This window comes from Streptomyces sp. NPDC002209 (assembly GCF_042890265.1).
In the GTDB taxonomy this organism is placed as follows: Bacteria; Actinomycetota; Actinomycetes; order Streptomycetales; family Streptomycetaceae; genus Streptomyces.
In genome coordinates, this window is record NZ_JBIARX010000016.1 from 102,815 (window position 1) to 120,461 (window position 17,647).

At 74.4% G+C, this 17,647-nt stretch carries 22 protein-coding genes and 1 pseudogene; 10 read left to right on the forward strand and 13 right to left on the reverse strand.

What is annotated here, in order from left to right; genetic code table 11:
* Positions 1-51 precede the first annotated feature (51 nt).
* Positions 52-411, reverse strand: coding sequence for a YciI family protein (locus ACFYXK_RS26545; RefSeq protein ID WP_383511513.1), 360 nt, complete (start codon positions 409-411; stop codon positions 52-54).
* A gap of 173 nt (positions 412-584) precedes the next feature.
* On the opposite strand from ACFYXK_RS26545, the gene ACFYXK_RS26550 reads away from it, so the two are divergent.
* Complete coding sequence (locus ACFYXK_RS26550; protein WP_389413378.1) at positions 585-959, forward strand: hypothetical protein; 375 nt, start codon at positions 585-587, stop codon at positions 957-959.
* A 29-nt stretch (positions 960-988) separates the two neighbouring features.
* On the opposite strand, the gene ACFYXK_RS26555 is transcribed toward ACFYXK_RS26550, so the two are convergent.
* From ACFYXK_RS26555 to ACFYXK_RS26565, 3 genes and pseudogenes are all read right to left on the reverse strand, one after another.
* On the reverse strand, positions 989-1,258 hold the full coding sequence (locus tag ACFYXK_RS26555; RefSeq protein ID WP_266632093.1) for a hypothetical protein: 270 nt from the start codon (positions 1,256-1,258) through the stop codon (positions 989-991).
* 344 nt (positions 1,259-1,602) lie between these two features.
* A pseudogene (locus ACFYXK_RS26560) lies at positions 1,603-2,796 on the reverse strand (Dyp-type peroxidase); the annotation flags it as partial.
* The gene (locus tag ACFYXK_RS26565) at positions 2,754-3,428 is read right to left on the reverse strand and encodes a molybdopterin-dependent oxidoreductase (protein WP_389413379.1); all 675 of its coding nucleotides are present in this window, start codon (positions 3,426-3,428) and stop codon (positions 2,754-2,756) included. The gene ACFYXK_RS26565 and the pseudogene ACFYXK_RS26560, both read right to left, overlap by 43 nt.
* A 302-nt stretch (positions 3,429-3,730) precedes the next feature.
* Between ACFYXK_RS26565 and ACFYXK_RS26570 the strand changes: the two genes are divergently transcribed.
* From ACFYXK_RS26570 to ACFYXK_RS26580, 3 genes are all read left to right on the forward strand, one after another.
* Entirely contained in the window at positions 3,731-4,069 is a 339-nt protein-coding gene (locus ACFYXK_RS26570; protein ID WP_389413380.1) for a thioredoxin family protein, read from the forward strand.
* A gap of 136 nt (positions 4,070-4,205) precedes the next feature.
* The gene (locus ACFYXK_RS26575) at positions 4,206-5,393 is read left to right on the forward strand and encodes a cytochrome P450 (RefSeq protein ID WP_389413381.1); all 1,188 of its coding nucleotides are present in this window, start codon (positions 4,206-4,208) and stop codon (positions 5,391-5,393) included.
* Positions 5,394-5,398: 5 nt separating this feature from the next.
* A complete protein-coding gene (locus ACFYXK_RS26580; RefSeq protein WP_389413382.1) occupies positions 5,399-5,602 on the forward strand; it encodes a ferredoxin in 204 nt (67 codons plus the stop codon).
* A 46-nt stretch (positions 5,603-5,648) separates the two neighbouring features.
* Here ACFYXK_RS26580 and ACFYXK_RS26585 read toward each other — a convergent pair whose 3' ends face one another.
* Positions 5,649-6,647 (reverse strand): BtrH N-terminal domain-containing protein, encoded by a 999-nt coding sequence (locus ACFYXK_RS26585; protein ID WP_389413383.1) that lies wholly within the window; start codon positions 6,645-6,647, stop codon positions 5,649-5,651.
* Positions 6,648-6,735: 88 nt separating this feature from the next.
* Here ACFYXK_RS26585 and ACFYXK_RS26590 point away from each other — a divergent pair, with 88 nt between their 5' ends.
* Entirely contained in the window at positions 6,736-7,089 is a 354-nt protein-coding gene (locus tag ACFYXK_RS26590; protein ID WP_389413384.1) for a DUF1304 domain-containing protein, read from the forward strand.
* Positions 7,086-7,685, forward strand: a complete 600-nt coding sequence (locus tag ACFYXK_RS26595) for a TetR/AcrR family transcriptional regulator (RefSeq protein ID WP_389413385.1) — start codon at positions 7,086-7,088, stop codon at positions 7,683-7,685. Before ACFYXK_RS26590 ends, ACFYXK_RS26595 begins: the two co-directional genes overlap by 4 nt.
* Before the next feature lie 65 nt (positions 7,686-7,750).
* Here the strand turns inward: ACFYXK_RS26595 and ACFYXK_RS26600 are convergent, their stop codons facing one another.
* Together ACFYXK_RS26600 and ACFYXK_RS26605 are read right to left on the reverse strand one after the other, a co-directional pair.
* The gene (locus ACFYXK_RS26600) at positions 7,751-7,957 is read right to left on the reverse strand and encodes a cold-shock protein (protein ID WP_030295647.1); all 207 of its coding nucleotides are present in this window, start codon (positions 7,955-7,957) and stop codon (positions 7,751-7,753) included.
* Positions 7,958-8,081: 124 nt separating this feature from the next.
* On the reverse strand, positions 8,082-8,450 hold the full coding sequence (locus ACFYXK_RS26605; RefSeq protein ID WP_389413386.1) for an HGxxPAAW family protein: 369 nt from the start codon (positions 8,448-8,450) through the stop codon (positions 8,082-8,084).
* A gap of 108 nt (positions 8,451-8,558) precedes the next feature.
* Here ACFYXK_RS26605 and ACFYXK_RS26610 point away from each other — a divergent pair, with 108 nt between their 5' ends.
* The gene (locus ACFYXK_RS26610; RefSeq protein ID WP_389413387.1) at positions 8,559-9,068 is read left to right on the forward strand and encodes a MarR family transcriptional regulator; all 510 of its coding nucleotides are present in this window, start codon (positions 8,559-8,561) and stop codon (positions 9,066-9,068) included.
* A 62-nt stretch (positions 9,069-9,130) separates the two neighbouring features.
* On the forward strand, positions 9,131-10,630 hold the full coding sequence (locus ACFYXK_RS26615; RefSeq protein ID WP_389413388.1) for a DEAD/DEAH box helicase: 1,500 nt from the start codon (positions 9,131-9,133) through the stop codon (positions 10,628-10,630).
* A gap of 80 nt (positions 10,631-10,710) precedes the next feature.
* On the opposite strand, the gene ACFYXK_RS26620 is transcribed toward ACFYXK_RS26615, so the two are convergent.
* The 6 genes from ACFYXK_RS26620 to ACFYXK_RS26645 all read right to left on the reverse strand — a co-directional run bounded on the left by ACFYXK_RS26620 (position 10,711) and on the right by ACFYXK_RS26645 (position 15,636).
* Positions 10,711-11,655, reverse strand: coding sequence for a class I SAM-dependent methyltransferase (locus ACFYXK_RS26620; protein WP_389413389.1), 945 nt, complete (start codon positions 11,653-11,655; stop codon positions 10,711-10,713).
* 195 nt (positions 11,656-11,850) lie between these two features.
* Positions 11,851-12,378, reverse strand: a complete 528-nt coding sequence (locus tag ACFYXK_RS26625; protein WP_389413390.1) for a hypothetical protein — start codon at positions 12,376-12,378, stop codon at positions 11,851-11,853.
* 78 nt (positions 12,379-12,456) lie between these two features.
* On the reverse strand, positions 12,457-13,107 hold the full coding sequence (locus ACFYXK_RS26630; protein WP_389413391.1) for a GNAT family N-acetyltransferase: 651 nt from the start codon (positions 13,105-13,107) through the stop codon (positions 12,457-12,459).
* Positions 13,108-13,112: 5 nt separating this feature from the next.
* Positions 13,113-13,847, reverse strand: coding sequence for an SDR family oxidoreductase (locus ACFYXK_RS26635; protein WP_389413392.1), 735 nt, complete (start codon positions 13,845-13,847; stop codon positions 13,113-13,115).
* Between the two features lie 132 nt (positions 13,848-13,979).
* Complete coding sequence (locus ACFYXK_RS26640; protein ID WP_389413393.1) at positions 13,980-14,510, reverse strand: SRPBCC family protein; 531 nt, start codon at positions 14,508-14,510, stop codon at positions 13,980-13,982.
* Positions 14,511-14,622: 112 nt separating this feature from the next.
* The gene (locus ACFYXK_RS26645) at positions 14,623-15,636 is read right to left on the reverse strand and encodes an NUDIX domain-containing protein (protein WP_389413394.1); all 1,014 of its coding nucleotides are present in this window, start codon (positions 15,634-15,636) and stop codon (positions 14,623-14,625) included.
* 234 nt (positions 15,637-15,870) lie between these two features.
* Here ACFYXK_RS26645 and ACFYXK_RS26650 point away from each other — a divergent pair, with 234 nt between their 5' ends.
* Positions 15,871-17,091: a DUF418 domain-containing protein gene (locus ACFYXK_RS26650; RefSeq protein ID WP_389413395.1), complete on the forward strand. Its 1,221-nt coding sequence runs from the start codon at positions 15,871-15,873 to the stop codon at positions 17,089-17,091.
* A 77-nt stretch (positions 17,092-17,168) separates the two neighbouring features.
* Positions 17,169-17,642, forward strand: coding sequence for a hypothetical protein (locus tag ACFYXK_RS26655; protein ID WP_389413396.1), 474 nt, complete (start codon positions 17,169-17,171; stop codon positions 17,640-17,642).
* The last annotated feature ends 5 nt before the right edge of the window (positions 17,643-17,647 follow it).

The window sequence follows — 17,647 nt, forward strand, 5'->3', positions numbered from 1 at the left end:
GCAGCCGTGACGGGGCAGGGCAAACGCGGGGCGGGGCGCAGCCGCGTCCGGTCAGCCCCCGTCGATCTGGCGCAGCTCGGCGCCGACCGTCCACTCCACGGGGTGGATCTCGAGGAACCGCTTGGTCCACTCCAGCGCCTCGGCCTTGTCCTTGGCCTGGAGGATGGCGTAGCCGCCGACGACCTCCTTGGTCTCGGTGAAGGGCCCGTCGGTGTAGCTCAGCTTGCCGCCGGACCAGGTCACCCGGGTCCCCTCGGAGGTCGGGAGCAGCCCGGCGGTGTCCAGCATCACCCCGGCCTTGGTGATCTCCTCCATCAGTGCGCCCATCCGCTGCCCGAACTCGGGCGGGAACTCGGTGTCGGCGGGAAGGGCCTGCTCGTCGATACGGATCATGGAAAGGAAGCGCGGCACGGTGACTCCTCGGTCGGACGGACGGGGCCTTTCCCCGCCTCTCACTCCTGCGTCGAACGGGAGGCGCCCGGATCGACAGCTCCCCGGAGATTTCTTCAAAGGAATCTTCCAGGCCGAAAAGCCGTACCCGCGAGTAGGATCGCGGGCTCCGGCCCCTTCGAGAGGACCTTCCGATGCCGCGCACCCCTTCCTCCCCCGTCCTGCTCGCCGGTCTGCTGGCGACCGCGGGCGTCGCGCATGCGGTCGTACCGAAGCAGTTCGACGCCACCGTCCCGAGCTCTCTGCCCGGCACCCCGCGGCAGTGGACGTACGCCAGCGGCGCGGTCGAGCTGGCGCTCGCCGCCGGTGTCGCCCATCCGCGCACCCGCCGGGTCGCGGCGCTGGCCGCCGCGGCCTTCTTCGTCGGTGTGTTCCCCGCGAACGTGAAGATGGCCGTCGACGCCCGCCGCCGCTCCCCCGCCGTGCGTGCCGTGACGATCGCCCGGCTGCCGCTTCAGCTCCCGCTGGTCCTGTGGGCCCGGAACGTGAGCCGCGGCGCCGCCGGCTGACGCCCCGCCACCGGGATCGCGGACCGGGGTCAACGGCTGTCGCCCGACCAGTCCCAGTGGTCCGGGTCGGCCGCGCGGCGGCGGTAGTGGGCGCGGCCGCCGGCGCCGTAGCGGCCTATCTCGGTGGGGAGCCGGGCCTCTTCGGCGAGTTGGGGCGAACTCCAGCCCGTGATGTCCAGGAGGAGCCCGTCCAGGGGGCCGCCCACGAGTTCGCCGTAGACGTGGCCGGGGCGCGGGCCGGGGTCGGGGTCGTCGTGGTCGGCGCCGTAGACCCGGCGCCGGAGCATCCTGTCGTCCATGCCGCCCAGCTTCACAGACACCACTGACAACGAGCCCGTGCCGGCGGGGCCGACCTGCCGCGGGGGCGGCCCGGCCTCAGCCTTCGAGCAGGCGCTGCCCGACGTACTCCCCCGGCGCGGCCCCGCCCGGCACGGCGAACAGGGCGGACGCCTCGTGTTCGGTGTAGCGCGCGAGGGAGTGTCGCCGAAGTGGCGTCGGCCGCCCGAAGGGCGGTGGCTGGCGGGGTCTGGTGCGTGCGATCGCAAGGCGGAGGAGGGAGGCGACGCGGAGCGTCGTGGACCGACGACAACGCGGCGAGCGTGCGTGCCAGACCCCGCCAGCCAGACGGGACTTCGACGACACGAACCAGGGCGTCGCCCCGGGCCAGGTGCTGCTGGACGGGGACGAAGCCCGTACGGGGGTCGGCCTGCCAGGCGACGAAGAGCAGGCCCGCGTCCGGCGTCCCGTCGGGGCGCAGGCCGTCGTAGTACGACCAGCCGCGCCTCAGCATCGTGGCGCCGGCGTTGGTGCGCGGCGCGGCCAGCCGGACGTGGGCGTTGGTCGCGATGACGGGGATCCCGTCGGGCCTTGCGGCGTCCAGGTCCACGGGGGTGCGCTCGGTGCCGCCGGTGAGCGGGGCGCCGTCGGCCACGCGCCGCCCCACGGCCTGTTCGCGATGGTCGACGGGCAGCCCTTCCCAGGTGTCGAGGAGCATCCGGATCCGGCGTACGACGACGTAGGAGCCGCCGGCCAGCCAGCCGGGCGCATCGGGGCCGGTGACGAGGATCCGGGCCCGCAAGGCGGGGTCGTCGGCCGGGGCCGGGTTGGCCGTGCCGTCGAGCTGGCCCATGAGGTTGCGGTGGGTACCGGACCCGGTTCCCGCAGCCGCGGCTCCGGACGGCCGGGTGAAGCCGGGCATCACCCAGCGGGTGCGCGCCGCGCCCCGGGCCAGCCGCTGCAGGGTGCGCAGGGCGTGCACGGCGACGAACGGGTCGTCGGCGCAGATCTGCACGAACAGGTCCCCGCCGCAGCGGGCGGGGTCGAGCCGGTCGTCCGGGAAGGCGGGCAGCGCGGCGAGGGCCTGCGGCCGGGCGGCGGCCGGCCCGAGCCGGTCGAAGAGGCCCGCCCCGAAGCCGAAGGTGGCGGTGAGGGCGGCCGGTCCGGCGCCGAGGGCGACGCCCGTGTCGTTCCCGGCTCCGGCCGGGGGCTCGCCGCGGCTCATCCGGGCGGCCGCCTCGGTCCAGGTCCGCAGCAGGGCGGCGGTCCGCGCCCGGCCGGTGCCGGGCTCGAGGTCGAGGGCGGCGAGGTGGGCGTACGGCTGGCGCCGGGTCAGGATCCCCGCCTGGTGCGGGCCGTGGAAGGGGATGACGGCGGCGGGCCGCGCTTCCCCGCTCCGGGCGCCGGCCGTCGTCAGTGGGCCGCCGCCCGCGGCCAGGGCGGCCAGTCCCCCGGCTCCGAGCAGGGCCCGGCGGGCGACCCGGGACCGGCCGCTGCCGGGCTCGTCGGCCGCTGCCGTCACTTCGCCCCGTCGACCACCGGGTCGACGGCCCCGACCCACAGCCGGTTCAGCTCGGACACGTACCGGCCGCCCTTGGTGTCCTGCGGTACGACCAGGCGCGGCCCGGCCGCGTCGTCGAAGGGCACGCCGTCCTCGGAGACGGCGAGGAGGATCTGGCTCTTGGCGAACCCGGGGTCGATCTCGGCCCAGGCGAAGACGGCGCGGTAGTCGCCGCCGCCGGTCGCGGCGACCACCCCGCGCAGGTGGCCGTTCTTCTTGCTCTGGTCGAAGCGCGGCTCCGCCGTCTTGAGCACCTCGTGCAGCGGCACGCCCTGGTACGTGTGCTCCTGATCGCCCTTGGCACTGGTGAACTTCACCGCCGCCGAGGTCTGGGGCAGCGCGCGCAGGTCGGCGAGGGTGAGGGTGTAGGGCTTGCCGACCTCGCCGCCCACGCGTACCTCGCCGGGCTTCAGCGGCGCGACGGAGGCCTTCGCGGACGCGCCGGCCCCTGCGCCTGTGGGCGCGGAGGCGGAGGCCGGGGCCGCCTTGCCCGTCTCGGCGTCCTTCCCGTCCGCCGAGGTGCCGCAGCCGGAGAGCACCAGTGCGCCCGCCGCGAGCGCGAGGCCCGCCCTCCGGGCCTCCCGAAGTCCCCGGGCTGCGCGGGCTCTCTCACGGTTCCTGCGACGTTCCATGGACGACCCCTCCCGACAACGCCGATCAACTGCCTCGCAGATGCAAGGCGATCAGCCCTCTGGCGGCGAAAATGCCGTGCGCAACATACAGGAAGACCCGCAGTTGCCCCAGCCTGCCGCAACCGCGCTGGAGCATCGACCGAACGGCCTGGCCGCAACCCTCGCCAAACGGTCCCGCCCCTTGGCGGAAACACCCGTTCCGGACGGGATTTCGGGGTCGGCGGGGCCGGCGGCGATGATGGGGCCGACCGGCCACGGTCACTCGGCACACGAAGTCGGCACACGAAGCAGGAGCACCGCCCATGGCACGTCGGGTACACCAGCCGCTGGAGGACCAGGAGTTCGACTTCATCCTCGGCATGGCCGAAGGACCGGTTCTCGCCTACTTCATCGGGACCTGGCCCAAGGCCCTCGAGTCCTGCCGGGCGATGGACGCGCTCGTGGCCGAAGCAGCCGAGGAGTACGGCACGCGACTGACGGCCGTCCGCACCGACATGACCCGCTGCCCCGGGCCGACCAGGCGCTTCGGCGTGACCGGCGCGCCCACCGTCGTCCTCGTCGAGGACGGCGAGGCCGTGGCGAGCCGGGCCGGCGCGATGAGCCGCGCGGAGCTCCGGGAGTTCCTGGACGCCCACCTCTGAGCCGCTCGGCGGCCACTCGGACGGGCGGGCCGAAGTGGGCTGTCTGGCCGAAACTGGCATAGGTCGGATAGGTGCCTAGGGCATGTAATGGGTTCCGGTGAGACGGACACACGGAACCATGCTTACGAGGTGCTGCATGTCAGAGACCGTTGCCTTCCCTCAGGACCGAACCTGCCCCTACCACCCGCCGGCCGCCTACCGACCCCTGCGCGAGGGCCGGCCGCTCTCCCGGGTCACCCTCTTCGACGGCCGCTCGGTCTGGGTGGTCACCGGGCACGCCGAGGCGCGCGCCCTGCTCTCGGACGGACGGCTCTCGGCCGACCGGCAGAACGAGGCCTTCCCCGCCCCCACGAAGCGGTTCAAGGGCCTGCAGAACCGCCGCACGGCCCTGCTCGGCGTCGACGACCCCGTGCACAACACCCAGCGCCGGATGCTCATCCCGAGCTTCACCCTGAAGCGGACGGCCGCCCTGCGGCCCGCGATCCGGCAGACCGTGGACCGGCTGATCGACGACATGGTCGCCAGGGGGCCACAGGCCGAGCTGGTCAGCGCCTTCGCCCTGCCCGTGCCGTCGATGGTGATCTGCGCCCTGCTCGGAGTCCCGTACGAGGACCACGAGTTCTTCGAGGCGCAGTCCCGGCGGCTGCTGCGCGGACCGGAGCTCGCCGACGTGGAGGACGCACGGTCCCGGATCAACGGGTACCTGGCCGGCCTGATCGAGCACAAGCGGACCCACCGGGGCGACGGACTGCTGGACGAGCTCGTCGAGCGGCGCCTGGAGACCGGTGAGACCGACATCGACGAGCTGGTCTCCCTCGCCGCGATCCTGCTGATCGCGGGCCACGAGACCACGGCGAACATGATCTCGCTCGGTACCTTCACCCTGCTGCGGCACCCGGAGCAGCTGGCCGAGCTGCGCGCCGACCCCTCGCTGATCACGGTGGCCGTGGAGGAGCTGATGCGCTTCCTGTCCATCGCGGACGGGATGCTGCGGGTGGCGACGCAGGACATCGAGATCGGCGGGGTGACGGTCCGGGCGGACGACGGGGTGATCTTCTCCACCTCCGTCATCAACCGGGACGCTGCGGTGTTCGAGGATCCCGACGCGCTCGACTGGCACCGGCCCGCCCGGCACCACGTCGGGTTCGGTTTCGGTGTGCACCAGTGCCTCGGGCAGAACCTGGCCCGCGCCGAGATGGAGATCGCCCTGGGGACGCTGTTCGCGCGGCTGCCGGGGCTCCGGCTGGCGGCCGAACCGGACCGGATCCCGTTCCGGCCCGGCGACACCATCCAGGGCATGGTCGAACTCCCCGTGGCATGGTGAGAGGCATGTCGCCACAGCGCATCGACATCGACACGGCCGTCTGCATCGGCGCCGGGCAGTGCGCCCTGACCGCGCCCGACGTGTTCACCCAGGACGACGACGGCTTCAGCCAGGTGCTCCCGGGCCGGGAGGACGGCAACGGCAGCCCGCTGGTCCGCGAGGCCGCCCGCGCCTGCCCGGTCGCCGCCATCCGGATCCGGGAGGAGTGAGCGGCGCAGGCGAAGCGGAGCCACCCCTTCGCGGGGCCCGTACGGCTCAGAGCAGGGCGACGGCCCGGCGCTCCAGGTCCAGCGAGCGGTCCACCAGGTCGGCGCAGGCGTCGAACAGGGCCCGCCGCGCGCCGGCGTCGCAGTCCGGGTCGGCCGTACGGGCCAGGCTCGCCAGCTGCGACCAGTGCCGGGCGGAGTCCCGCATGAGCGAGGCCGCCTCCGGCCGCCCGGCGAGGTCGAGGAAGTCGGCGTACAGCGGCCGGGTGGCACCGGGGGCGGTCCACTCCTCCTCCAGGCAGGCGTACAGCCGCCCGGTGCCGGCGCGGAAGAGCTCCGCGGAGCCGCCGAAGCGGCGTTCCCAGCCCGTCGCGGTGGTCCGGTCGCGCAGCTGCGCGGCCAGCTTCTCCATCCCGGTGAAGCCGAAGTTGACGTCGAAGTGGTTGCCGAGGACCGGCCCGGTGAGGCGGGCGGCGGTCGCGGCGATCGCCCCGTCGACGTCCGGTTCGCCCTCGGGCGGCCCGGTGGGCACGATCAGCTGGTGGCGGCCCTTGCGGTGCGCGGTCCAGGCCGCGCCGAACTCCTCGCGGTCGATCCGGTAGGGGACTTCCGCACCGTCCGCGATCAGCAGGTCGTCACCGTCGTACCCGGCGATGACGACGGTGTACGGGTCGGCGCCCGTCAGCTCCGCGTCGGCGTCGGCTTCGTGCCAGGGCAGCGAGGACCGGTCGACGACGCAGAAGGCGGGCTGACCGCCGTCGAGCGCGGCGCGCACCCTGCCCCAGCGGGGCTTGGTGGCGCGCGTGGCGTCGTAGGGGATGTGCAGGCGCCGCAGCGCGACCTGCACCCAGGGCTCGGGGTGGGCCTGCGCGACGATCGTCGCGATGGGCGCCCGGCCGGCGTACTCGAACACGAAGTACATGAAGCCGATCCCGCCGGCCAGGCCCGCGATCAGCTCCTCGTCGTGGGCGCTGCCCAGGGCGTGGCGGATCAGGGAGGCCTCGCGGTGGCGTCCGGTCCCGAAGTCTTCGTACACGAGCACAGTCATGCGATCAGCCTATCCGTGCACGCTCCATGGACCTGACGGCGACTTCCTGTACAGTTGTCCAGGAAATTCGGTCAAGGGAGGCTGCCCCGTGCACACCGTCGCTCAGGTCCTCATCGGCGTCGTCGCCGCTCTGCACGTGTACTTCCTGGTCCTGGAGATGTTCCTGTGGCAGCGGCCGCCCGGCCGGGCCCTGTCCGGGTTCGACGAGGACCTCGCCCGCCGCACCGCACCGCTCGCCGCCAACCAGGGCCTCTACAACGGCTTCCTGGCCGCCGGCCTGGTCTGGTCGCTGGTCATCGACTCGCTCGCCACGCAGGTCTTCTTCCTCGTCTGCGTGGTCGTCGCCGGGGCGTTCGGGGCCGCGACCGCCAATCGCCGCATCCTGATCGCCCAGGCCCTGCCCGGCGCGCTCGCCCTGGGCGCGGCGCTGCTGGCCGCATGAGCCCGGAGCACCCCGTGAGCCCCGAGGACCCGCGGACGGCCCGCACCAAGGCCCGGCTGCGCGAGAGCCTGCTCGCCGAGTGCGCGGACCGGCCGCTCGGCGAGGTCAGCGTCTCTGCGGTGGTCCGCCGGGCCGGGGTCGGCCGCGCCACGTTCTACCTGCACTACGAGGACCTCCCGGCGCTGGCCGTCGACGCGTGCGCCGATGTGGTGCACGCGGCGGTCGACGCCCTGCACGCCTGGCAGACGGAGCCGGGGGCGCGGGCCCCGGTACGGCCGCCGGCCGCGCTGGCCGGCTTCCTCGCCGGCGCCGCCGCACATGCGGCCCTCTACCGCACCCTGCTCCTGCCGGGCGGTACGGGCCCGCTCGGCGAGCGGCTCCACCGGGAGCTGCGCGCCCGGGCCCGCGCCGAACGCACGGCGGCCGGCGCGCCGAACGCCGACCTGGTGGCCTCGGCGGTGGCCGCGACCTTCACCGGGATCCTCGCCGACTGGCTGCACGACAGCGTTCCGGGCTCCCCGACGGAGCTGGCGGACCACGTCTGGCCGCTGCTGCTGGCCCTGCACCGCGCGGGCTCCCTGCCGCCCGCGCCATGACAGCGATGAGCCCCGCCGGACCGACCGGCGGGGCTCATGTCACGGGCTGGGCTCGTGAAATGGCGTCACCTGAGGGGGACCACATTCTCCGCCTGCGGGCCCTTGGGGCCCTGGGTGACGTCGTACTCGACCTTCTCGTTCTCCTGCAGCTCCTTGAAGCCGGTGCCCTGGATGGCGGAGAAGTGCACGAACACGTCGGGGCCGCCGTCGTCCTGCTGGATGAAGCCGAACCCCTTCTCCGAGTTGAACCACTTCACGATGCCTGTTGCCATCTGTACGGATCCTTCTCAACGTTCCACGCGGACCGCACGTGCGGTGCAGCCGTCTCCATCCTGCCCACCCGTCCCGCGCGCCACACCCCAGGCGCGGCCAACCGGGGACACTTAGAACATTCGTTCACACACCGCCGTCCCCCGCGGGTGACAGCTCGGCGGGCCGGGGCCGGGCGGCGGCCGCCGCGGAGCGCCGGGGTCCGCCGGCCCGGCAGCCCAGGCACTGCGCGTGCCCGGTCCGGGCGACGGTGTCCCGGGTGCGCCAGTCCCAGTCGGCCCGGGGGCGGGGGCCACTGGGCTTGCCCCAGCCGGCGAGGTGCAGGACCCAGGTGACGACTCCGGCCGCGGCGACGAGGCCGAGGCCGAGCCAGATGCCGGGGGTCCAGGCCGCGCACACGGCGACGCCGGCTCCGGTGCAGCCCAGCAGGGCGAGGGCGGTACCGGTCCAGCCGGCGACCGTGTGACCCATGTCGACGTCTCCGTGTGCGCTCATGATTCTCCCCGGACGGACGGGCGGCAGTAGGCTCGGACGGCGAGATGCCTTAGTGAACAAGATAAGCATCTCACGAGCTAAGTTACTTAGATGCTAAGGAGTATCTGCGTGCAGGGCAAGTCCCGCCCCGCGGCCACGCCCGCGGAGGCGCTGTCGCGCATGGACCGGTACGTGGCGCTGGGCCTCATCGGCCAACAGGAGGTGGCGCAGCTGCTGGGGCTGAACGTCACCGACCTGACCTGCCTGGGCCACATCCTGGGAGCAGCGGACACCCCGCTGGGCGCCGGCGACCTCGCCGAGCTGACGAACCTGACCACCGGGGCCGTCACCGGGGTGCTCAACCGCCTCGAGCGGGCCGGATACGCCCGCCGGCAGCCGGATCCCGCGGACCGGCGCCGGGTGCGCGTGGTCGCCGATCCGGCGGCCGCCGCCCGGGTCTTCGCCGTCTACGAGCCCTTCTACGCCCGGCTCGGCGCGGTGTTCGCCGAGTACTCCCCCGACGAGATCGCCGTCATCGCCGACTGGTTCGCGCGGGCGACGGTCGAGATGACCGCCCACCTCGCCGAGGTGCGGTCCGGGCAGCTCGGTCCCGTGACCCCCGGTTCCCCGACGCCTTAGTCCCGGGGCGCCGCGGCCCCGATGGTAAAATTTCTCTTTTCACGTCTCACGGAAGGTTCTGCATGAGGAACCCGTCAGCTCACGGGCGTTTCGGCATCAAGGCCGGAGCCAAGGCAGGCCCCAAGGGCGGTGCGAAGTCCGGCGGCAAGACCCCCCGGACCGCCCCCCTGCAGGGCGAGTTCGCGATGCCGAAGACGGTCGAGCCGGCGCTGCCGCCGGTGGAGGCGTTCTCCGAGCTCGACCTGCCCCGTGAGCTGGTGACGACGATGACCGACCTGGGGGTGACGGAGCCCTTCCCCATCCAGGCGGCCACGCTCCCCAACTCCCTGGCCGGCCGGGACATCCTCGGCCGCGGGCGGACCGGCTCCGGCAAGACCCTGGCCTTCGGCCTGGCGCTGCTGGCCCGCACCGCGGGCCGCAAGGCCGACCCGAAGCGCCCGCTGGCACTGGTCCTCGTACCGACGCGCGAACTGGCGCAGCAGGTGACCGAGGCGCTGACCCCGTACGCGCAGGCCCTGGACCTGCGGATGGCCACGGTGGTCGGCGGGCTGTCGATCGGCAGGCAGGTGAGCGCGCTGCGCACCGGCGCCGAGGTCGTGGTGGCCACTCCGGGGCGCCTGAGCGACCTGGTGGGGCGGCGGGACGTCCACCTGGAGCGGGTGAGGATCACGGTCCTCGACGAGGCCGACCAGATGTGCGACATGGGCTTCATGCCCCAGGTCACCGAGATCCTCGACCAGGTCCACCACGCCGGGCAGCGGATGCTGTTCTCGGCCACCCTGGACCGCAATGTGGACCAGCTCGTGCGGAGCTACCTGAAGGACCCGGTCTCCCACTCCGTCGACCCGTCGGCGGCCTCGGTGAGCACGATGGACCACCACGTGCTGCACATCCACTCCGCCGACAAGTACTCCACGGCCACCGAGATCGCGGCGCGCGAGGGCCGGGTGCTGATGTTCCTGGACACCAAGCACGGCGTGGACCAGTTCGTGAAGCACCTGCGGGCCATGGGCGTACGGGCGGAAGGGCTGCACAGCGGCAAGTCGCAGCCGCAGCGCACGCGGACGCTCGCCCAGTTCAAGACCGGGGCCGTCACGGTCCTCGTCGCGACGAACGTCGCCGCGCGCGGCATCCACATCGACGACCTCGACCTCGTCGTGAACGTGGACCCGCCGGCCGACCACAAGGACTACCTGCACCGGGGCGGCCGTACCGCCCGCGCGGGCGAGTCCGGCAAGGTCGTCACCCTGGTCACCCCGAACCAGCGCCGGGACATGGTCCGGCTGATGGCCGACGCCAAGATCCGGCCGACCACCACCCAGGTCCGCTCCGGCGAGGCGGCGCTGAGCCGGCTCACCGGGGCCAAGGCCCCGTCCGGGGTGCCGCTGGCGGGCGCCGAGCCGACCGACGCGAAGGGCCGGCCCTCGGGCTCGGACCTCGGCTTCCGCGGGATCGGCACCCGCCCGGGCCGGCCGGGTGCGGGCAAGGAGTCCCGCAAGACCGCGGAGGCCCGGCAGCTGGCCGAGGCGCGCCGCGCGGCCCGCGTCCGCCGGGGCGGCTGAGACCCGACACACCTGCGGTGCCGGCCCCCGATGCGGGGGCCGGCACCGTACGTGCATGCGCGGGCGGGCGGCGCGACCTGTCAGCCGCGGCGGCGCCGGCGCCAGGACACGATCGCGCGGGTGACGACCGGCGGGAGCAGGTCCTTGGCCAGCCTGCGCCAGGCGGTGCCGGCCCGCAGGCGGGGTCCGGGCTGGTGCGCGGGCGGCACGGGCGCCACGACGGGCTCGGGCGCCGGATGCAGCGGCGCGGGGGGCGCCGGCGGCACGGCCCCTTCGTCGCCGATGCGGACCAGGGACTGGCCGGCCACGGCGTCCACCCCGTGCCACAGGTCCGTTCGGCCCTCCAGCCACGTGAGCAGCGCCGACCGGTAGGGCGCCGGGTCGTCCCAGGTCGCGTACAGCTTCGACGCGGACACGGCGATCAGGTGCAGCTCGCCGGTGGCCACCGCGCCCCACACGGCGGCGGCGACGCCGGGGCAGTGTTCGGAGCGGTAGTCGTCGAAGACGACCACGGCGCCCGGGGCCGCCACGACGCGCGAGGACGCGATGTCCTGGACGACGTGCTCGTAGAGGTGCGAGGCGTCGATGTGGATGAAGCGGCAGCTCGCCGGACGCACCCGGTCGGCGACCACGAAGGTCGGTGCCTGGATGACCGTGGGCAGGGCCTCGCGGAAGGCCAGGTAGTTCGTCTCGAACCCGCGGCGGGTGAGCGTGGGGTACGAGTCCTGCATCTCCGCGAGGTTGGAGTCGTCCGGCGCGGGCGAGTCGAACAGGTCGCAGACGGTGAACTCCTCACCCTCCCGCAGGTACCCCCCGAGGAAGATCGCGCTCTTCCCCATGAAAGCGCCGAGCTCGAGAAGATCGCCCGGTTTTTCCTCATCGCCGCTCTGGCGCGTCAGGAACCAGTCGAACAGCACCTGGTCATAGTCCGAGAACCACCCCTTGACCTGGCTGTACGCGGTCGGAGGGGGCAGGACCGGCTCGCCGTCGGGGGTGGTGACGGGAGCTTGGGAAACGTGCGACACGGAGAGCAGCCTCCAGTGAAACGGCATCGGATCAACGCTGATACCCGGCCAGGTAGGCAGACCATAAACCCCCGAACAGCCGTGTGACGAGACTCCTGTGCGGAGCGGACAAAACCGCCGCCGCCGTTTTCCCATCTTGCTCCCGATTGCCCCTTTCTTCCCAGCTGCATCCGGGGGCGGGGCGGGCTCGCGGCCTCAGCCCGTGATGTTGCGGCGGTGCAGGCGCTGGGCGGCGGTGTTGCGCACGCGGCGGGTGCGGGCCGCGGCGGCGAGCAGATCGAGGGCCTCGTACGAGGGCAGCGACTGGGCGGCGGTGCGCTGGCACCAGTCGGAGGCGGCGGTGAGCTCGGCCGGCGACCAGGGTGCGCCGTCGGCGATCGCCTTGAGCAGGGTCCACTCGCGCAGCCGGCGGGCCGGGAAGGCGCGGGCGCCGATCGCGGTGTCCATGGCCCGGGCCCAGCCGGGGAAACCCGCGTCGGCCAGCAGCCGGGCGGCGCGCCGGTCGAGGTGGGTGACCACCGCGCTCTCCGCCATCACCGGGTCGCGATCGCGCAGCACGGCGGCCACGGCGTCCGCCTCGGCCCCGGCCGTCGCAGCGGCCGCGGCGGCCAGGGCGTCGAGGTGCCGGGCGTAGCGCCAGTGGTCGGGCGCCGTGGCGGTCGCGCTCTCGGCGCGGTGCGCCGGGCCGCCCCCCTCGCGTATCTGGTTGTCGCTTCTCCCCATGCCGCCCATTCCACACGACGGCCGCGGACGACCGGTGCGCAGGGGTGCCTCAGCCCGCCCGGGCGCCGTTCACCACGGCTACTGCGGCCACTGCGGCAGCAGCAGGGCCTCGGAGCCCACCGGGCGGAACCCGGCGGCCTGGAAGGCGCGGATGCTGCGGGCGTTGCCCGCGGCCTGCTGGGACCAGACCGGGCCGCCGCCGGGGACGAGATGGCGGGCGGCGCGGGCCAGCTCCCGGCCCAGACCCCGGTGGCGGACGGCCTCGTCCACCTCGATCGCCGCCTCCCAGCGCCCGGCCACGCCGCGGCCGAGGACGAGCACTCCCCCTTCGGCCGCCCAGACCCGCACGTCGTCGCGGCGCCGCAGCGCCCGGCGCACCCGCGGATGGTCGGGATCGGCGATCTCCCGCAGCTCCAGCGGCGGGTCGCCGGGCAGCGCCGCGGCGACGGTGAGCAGGTCGATGGTGTCGGTGGTGCGACCGGTGCGCTCGAGCAGGGCGGCGAGGAAGCGCGGGTGCATGGTGGCCGCGAGGCCGTCGCACTCGAGGGCGCCGAGGGCGGAGTGCACCCAGTGCGGGTCCTCGTCGGTGAACACCACGGAGTGCGCGGTGAACGCGATGACGCCCGCGTCGCGCGGGCTCGGCTGCGGGACCACGGTGGTGCCGCCGTCCGGCGGCGGGAACCGCCCGGCGGCCGCCGCGTCCAGGATCGCCTCGAGGGTGTGGCCCATGCCCGTCAGACCTGCTCGAAGCGGAAGGACTTGATGAAGCAGTCGCGGGGCTGGCCGATGGCGAAGAAGATGCAGTCCACCAGCGACTGGGCGGTGAGCGGGTCCTTCGCCGTGCGCGGGGCGCTCTCCCACTGCGGGGAGAGTGGGTCGTGGTTGTCGAAGTCCGGCGGGTAGAGGGAGATGACGCGGACGCCCCGGTCGCGCAGCCGGCGCGAGAGGATCTCGGTGAAACCGGCCTGGGCGGACTTGGCGGCGTAGAAGGCGTCGTGCGCGTCGGAGCGGTGGTTTCCGGTGTCGCCGCAGCTGGAGACCATCGTCACGATGTCGGGCTTGTCCGAGTTCAGCAGCAGCGGGAGGAGGGCCTTGGTGACGAGGACCGTGCCGGTGGCGCCCGAGGAGAGGGTGTCGACCACGTCCGCGTCGGATGCGGAGAGCAGGTCCGTACCGTGCTGGTAGCGGGAGCCGTTGTTCACGAGTACGTCGATGCGGTCGGTGCGGGCGGCCACCGCGGCGGCGAACTCCCGTACGGAGGCGGGATCCGTGAGGTCGCACGCGTGGGCGTGGACGCGGTCGGCGGCGTGGCCCTGCGCGAGGATCTCCTCGCGGACGCGTTCGGCGCCTTCGAGGGTGCGCGCGGAGAGGTGGACCTCGGCGCCCCGGGCGGCGAACCGGAGGGCGAGGGTGCGCCCGAAGTCGCGGCCGGCGGCGGTGATGACGACGCGGTGGTGTTCGAGGGTCATGTCGGCGCTCCTGATTCCCGTGGTCGATACACATGATCTCAGGCGCGGCGTACGGGCGTTCGGGCGGGGCGGGGGCGGGCGCGGCGGTCGGGCGGACCGGCGCCGGACCGCCCCCCGCCGGTGCACCCGGGCTCAGCCCCCGTGGATCTCGTACCCGCCCCGCCCCTGATCCGGGTCGTGCCCCGGTTCGGGCAGCGGAGCCCCCGTCTCCAGCAGGGTCTTGAGGCTGGAGGCGAGCATCGGCCAGGCGCGGCTGCACATCCCGATCAGGGTGCCGCCGGGGTCGAACCCCTCGTGGAGGATGGTCAGCCGCGCGAGCGTGTCCCCGACGGGCTCGATCTCGTACGTCACCTTCGTGCGCCGCTCCTGCGCCAGCTCGGCCCGCAGCTCCTCGGCGATGCCGACCGAGGCCGCCCACTGCGGGGTGAAGGTGTGCCAGGTGTACGAGAGCCGACGGCCCGGGACGCAGTCGAGGACCACCTGCTCGGGATCACTGGTCCGGGCGCCGCGCTCCACCCAGGCCATCCTCGATCCCACCGCCCAGTCGGTCTCGAAGCTCAGCCCCCAGTACCTCCGGGTGAAGGCGGGCTCGGTGAGGGCCTGCCAGACCCGGTCGGGATCGGCCTGGACGTAGAGGGTGTAGGTGATCGCGCTGTCGCTCATCCCCCCATGCTGCGGGACCGGAACCCGTGGACGCCGGATTTCCCAGGTCGCGGCGGTGACGGCCGCTCAGGGCCACCGCGGCGGCGGACCGCCGGACGCGGAGGGGGCCGCATCACCGGCCGGTGCCCTGTTCGGGGAGTTCCGTGAGGGGGGTGCGGGGTGGGCGGGGGAGGGAAAGGCGGGCGCGGGCCGTGTGGACGGCGGCGAGTTCGGCGTGGCCGGCCGGGCCCCAGTCGGCGAGTTCACGGACCTGCTCGGGGGTGGCCAGCAGGCGCGCGTACGCCGGGTCCGCGGCCGGGGGCGGGGAGCCGAGGCGGGCCGCGCCACGGGGATGGGCGGCCTCGTCGGCGTACCGGTAGCCGAGCGGGGTGGAGCCCGCCGTCGGGGGTGGGAGCCGGACGGCGCCGGTGGTGCGGCAGATCAGCAGCAGGACCCGGCCGTCGGGGGCGAACAGCCAGGCCGAGGGCTCCCGTACGGGCAGCTCCGGGGGCACCGGGCCGGGATGCCAGGAGCCGTGGTGCGGGGTGCGGCGGGTGCGCAGGACCCCGAGCCGGTCCAGGGCGGTCGGCGCGACGGGGCGGCCGTCCTCCAGCAGGGCCGGGCCGCCGCCGTTGATGCGGGCGCGCAGCGCCGACAGGGCGCGGCGTGCGTCGCCCGGGTCCATCAGGGAGGGCAGGTCGGCCGGTTCGGCGAAGTGGACGTCGGTGATCTCCTGGGCGGGGAGGCGGATCTCATCGATCCGGTCGGGGGTCCAGGTGCCGCCGTCGTACACGTACAGGATCTCTCCCGGGAAGCGCATCTCGGGCGGGAAGCCGGGGGTGTCCGCCGGGATCCAGTCCACGGCGAGGCCGTTGGGGTAGCTGCCGTCGACGCCGAGTTCCTCCCGCATCTCGCGGGCCGCGGCGGCCGACGGGGCCTCGCCCGCGTCCACCGCGCCGCCGGGCAGCATGCGCTCGGCGCGGTAGTCGACGCTCTGGACGAGGATCCGGCCGTCGGCGTCGGTGACCAGGACGACGGCGCCCGTCCAGAGCGCGGCCCGCGAAGCCCCGTACTCCTGCGGGGTCATCCACGTGCCCGGCCCACCGCCGTCCTCGTCGGTCACGGCCTCGTCGGTCAGCTGCGGCATCGGAACTCCGTTCACCGTGGATGGACCCTCTCCCCGTGCAACAGCCCGCACGGCCTGCGGGTTACGCCGGTTACGCCGGTCCCGCCACTGCGGCCGCTGACCGCGGCTTTGCCGTCCCCATACCTGCTTATTACCTTGTTACGCCCTTCTTGGTACGTTCGCGTCGCGGACTGGCGGCTTGAAAACCGCCGGTCCGACCACGTCACCGGACCGACGCCGAGGGTGGACAGAGCCATGCGACGCGCTTCCCGTACCGACACGGGCACGGGCAGCGGCAGCGGCCGTCTCCCCGCCGTCGACGCCGTGCGCGGGCTCGCCGTCCTCGGCATGTTCGCCGTACACGTCGGGCCGGGCCCGCGCCCCGAGGGCGCCGGCTACCTGCTCGTCGCTGCCGACGGGCGGGCGCCCGCGCTGTTCACCCTCCTCGCCGGGTTCTCGCTGGCCCTCGCCCAGCGCGGCCGGACCCCCGGGGAGCAGCCGACCGGCTGGGCCCTGCGCTACCGCCCGCTGCTGATCCGGTGTGCGGTCCTGGCCGGGCTGGGCCTGCTGCTGGCCGCACTGTGGCCGGGGATCCTGGTCATCCTGGCCTTCTTCGCCGTCTACTTGCTCGCCGCCGAGCCCTTCACCCGGCTGTCCGCCCCGGTGCTCACCGCCGTCGCCGGGGTCTGCGTGGTGGCGGGTCCCCTGCTCTCGTTCCTGCTCGGCCCGGTGTTCGGGTACGAGTCCTCGGGGCGCGGCGCGGTCCCCGAACCGACCGCCCTGACCGGCTGGGACGGACCGGGCCGGGTGCTGTGCGAACTGCTGCTCACCGGCGCGTATCCCCTCGCCACCTACTTCCCGTACGTCCTGGCCGGGCTGGCCCTGGGCCGGCTGTGCGATCTGCGGGAACGCCGCGTCGCCCGCCGGATGGCGCTCGGGGGCACGGCCGCCGCGGCCGTGGGATACGGCGCCGCCTGGGTGGCCGCCCATGTGCTCGGCGGCCGGGAGCGGCTGCTCGAGGCGGTCGCGGAGCGCCATCCGGAAGCCCTCGGGGCGGCCGATCCCGTACGCGAAGTGCTGCGCGGGCAGTTCGGGGCCGTGCCCAGCACCTCCTGGGACTGGCTGCTGGTGGCCGATCCGTACAGCCAGACGCCGCTGGAGACGATCGGCAACGCGGGGGTGGGCTGCGCGCTCATCGGGCTCTTCGTGCTCGCCGCGCGCAGCCCGGCCGGTGCACGGCTGCTCCGGCCGCTGACCGCGCTCGGGGCGATGGCGCTGAGCGCGTACGTCCTGCATGCGCTGGCGCTGGCCGGACCGGCCCACGGGGCCGCCTCCTGGGCCGCGCTGGCCGGCTTCGCGGGCGTGGCGCTGACGGCGTCCTGGGCCTGGCAGCGGTTCTGGGCGGACGGCCCGCTGCGCCGGGGCCCGCTGGAACACCTGCTCCGGCTGGCCGCACGGGGCCGCCCGGCCGCGTAGCCGGCCCGAGCCCGGCCGTCACCCGTGTGTGTGACGGCGCGTAGGTTCCACCGGCCGTCGTACGGCAGGGTGGGCGGATGCAGTTACGCCGGGTGGCTCCGCCCCTGCCCCTGATCCTCGCCGCGGTGGTGCTGACCGCCGGGTGCGTGACCGTACGGCCGACCCGGCCCGCGGAACCGGCTCCGGCGGTGGACCGGACCGCGGCCCGGGAAACGGCGGTCGGGGCCCTGCCGTTGGGCCGGCTGCCGACGTCGCAGCCCCCGTCGCAGCCCCCGCCGGCGTCCCCGCCGGAGCCGCCGGCCGCCGAGGCCGAGCCGGGACCCCCCGCAGCGCAGCCCGAGCAGAACCGGCCGCCGCAGCGGCGGACCGGCGATCGCGCGGCTGTCCGGCCGGCGCAGCCCGTGCGTCCCGCCCCGGCGCCGAAGCCCCGCAAGCGGCCGCCCGTACGGCCGAAACCGCGGTCCGCGCCGCCGCGCCCGTACGACATGGCACCCCTGTGCGAGGCGGCCAAGGGGACGGTCTCGCCCTCGATCGTCGCCCTGTGTCAGTAGCCGCT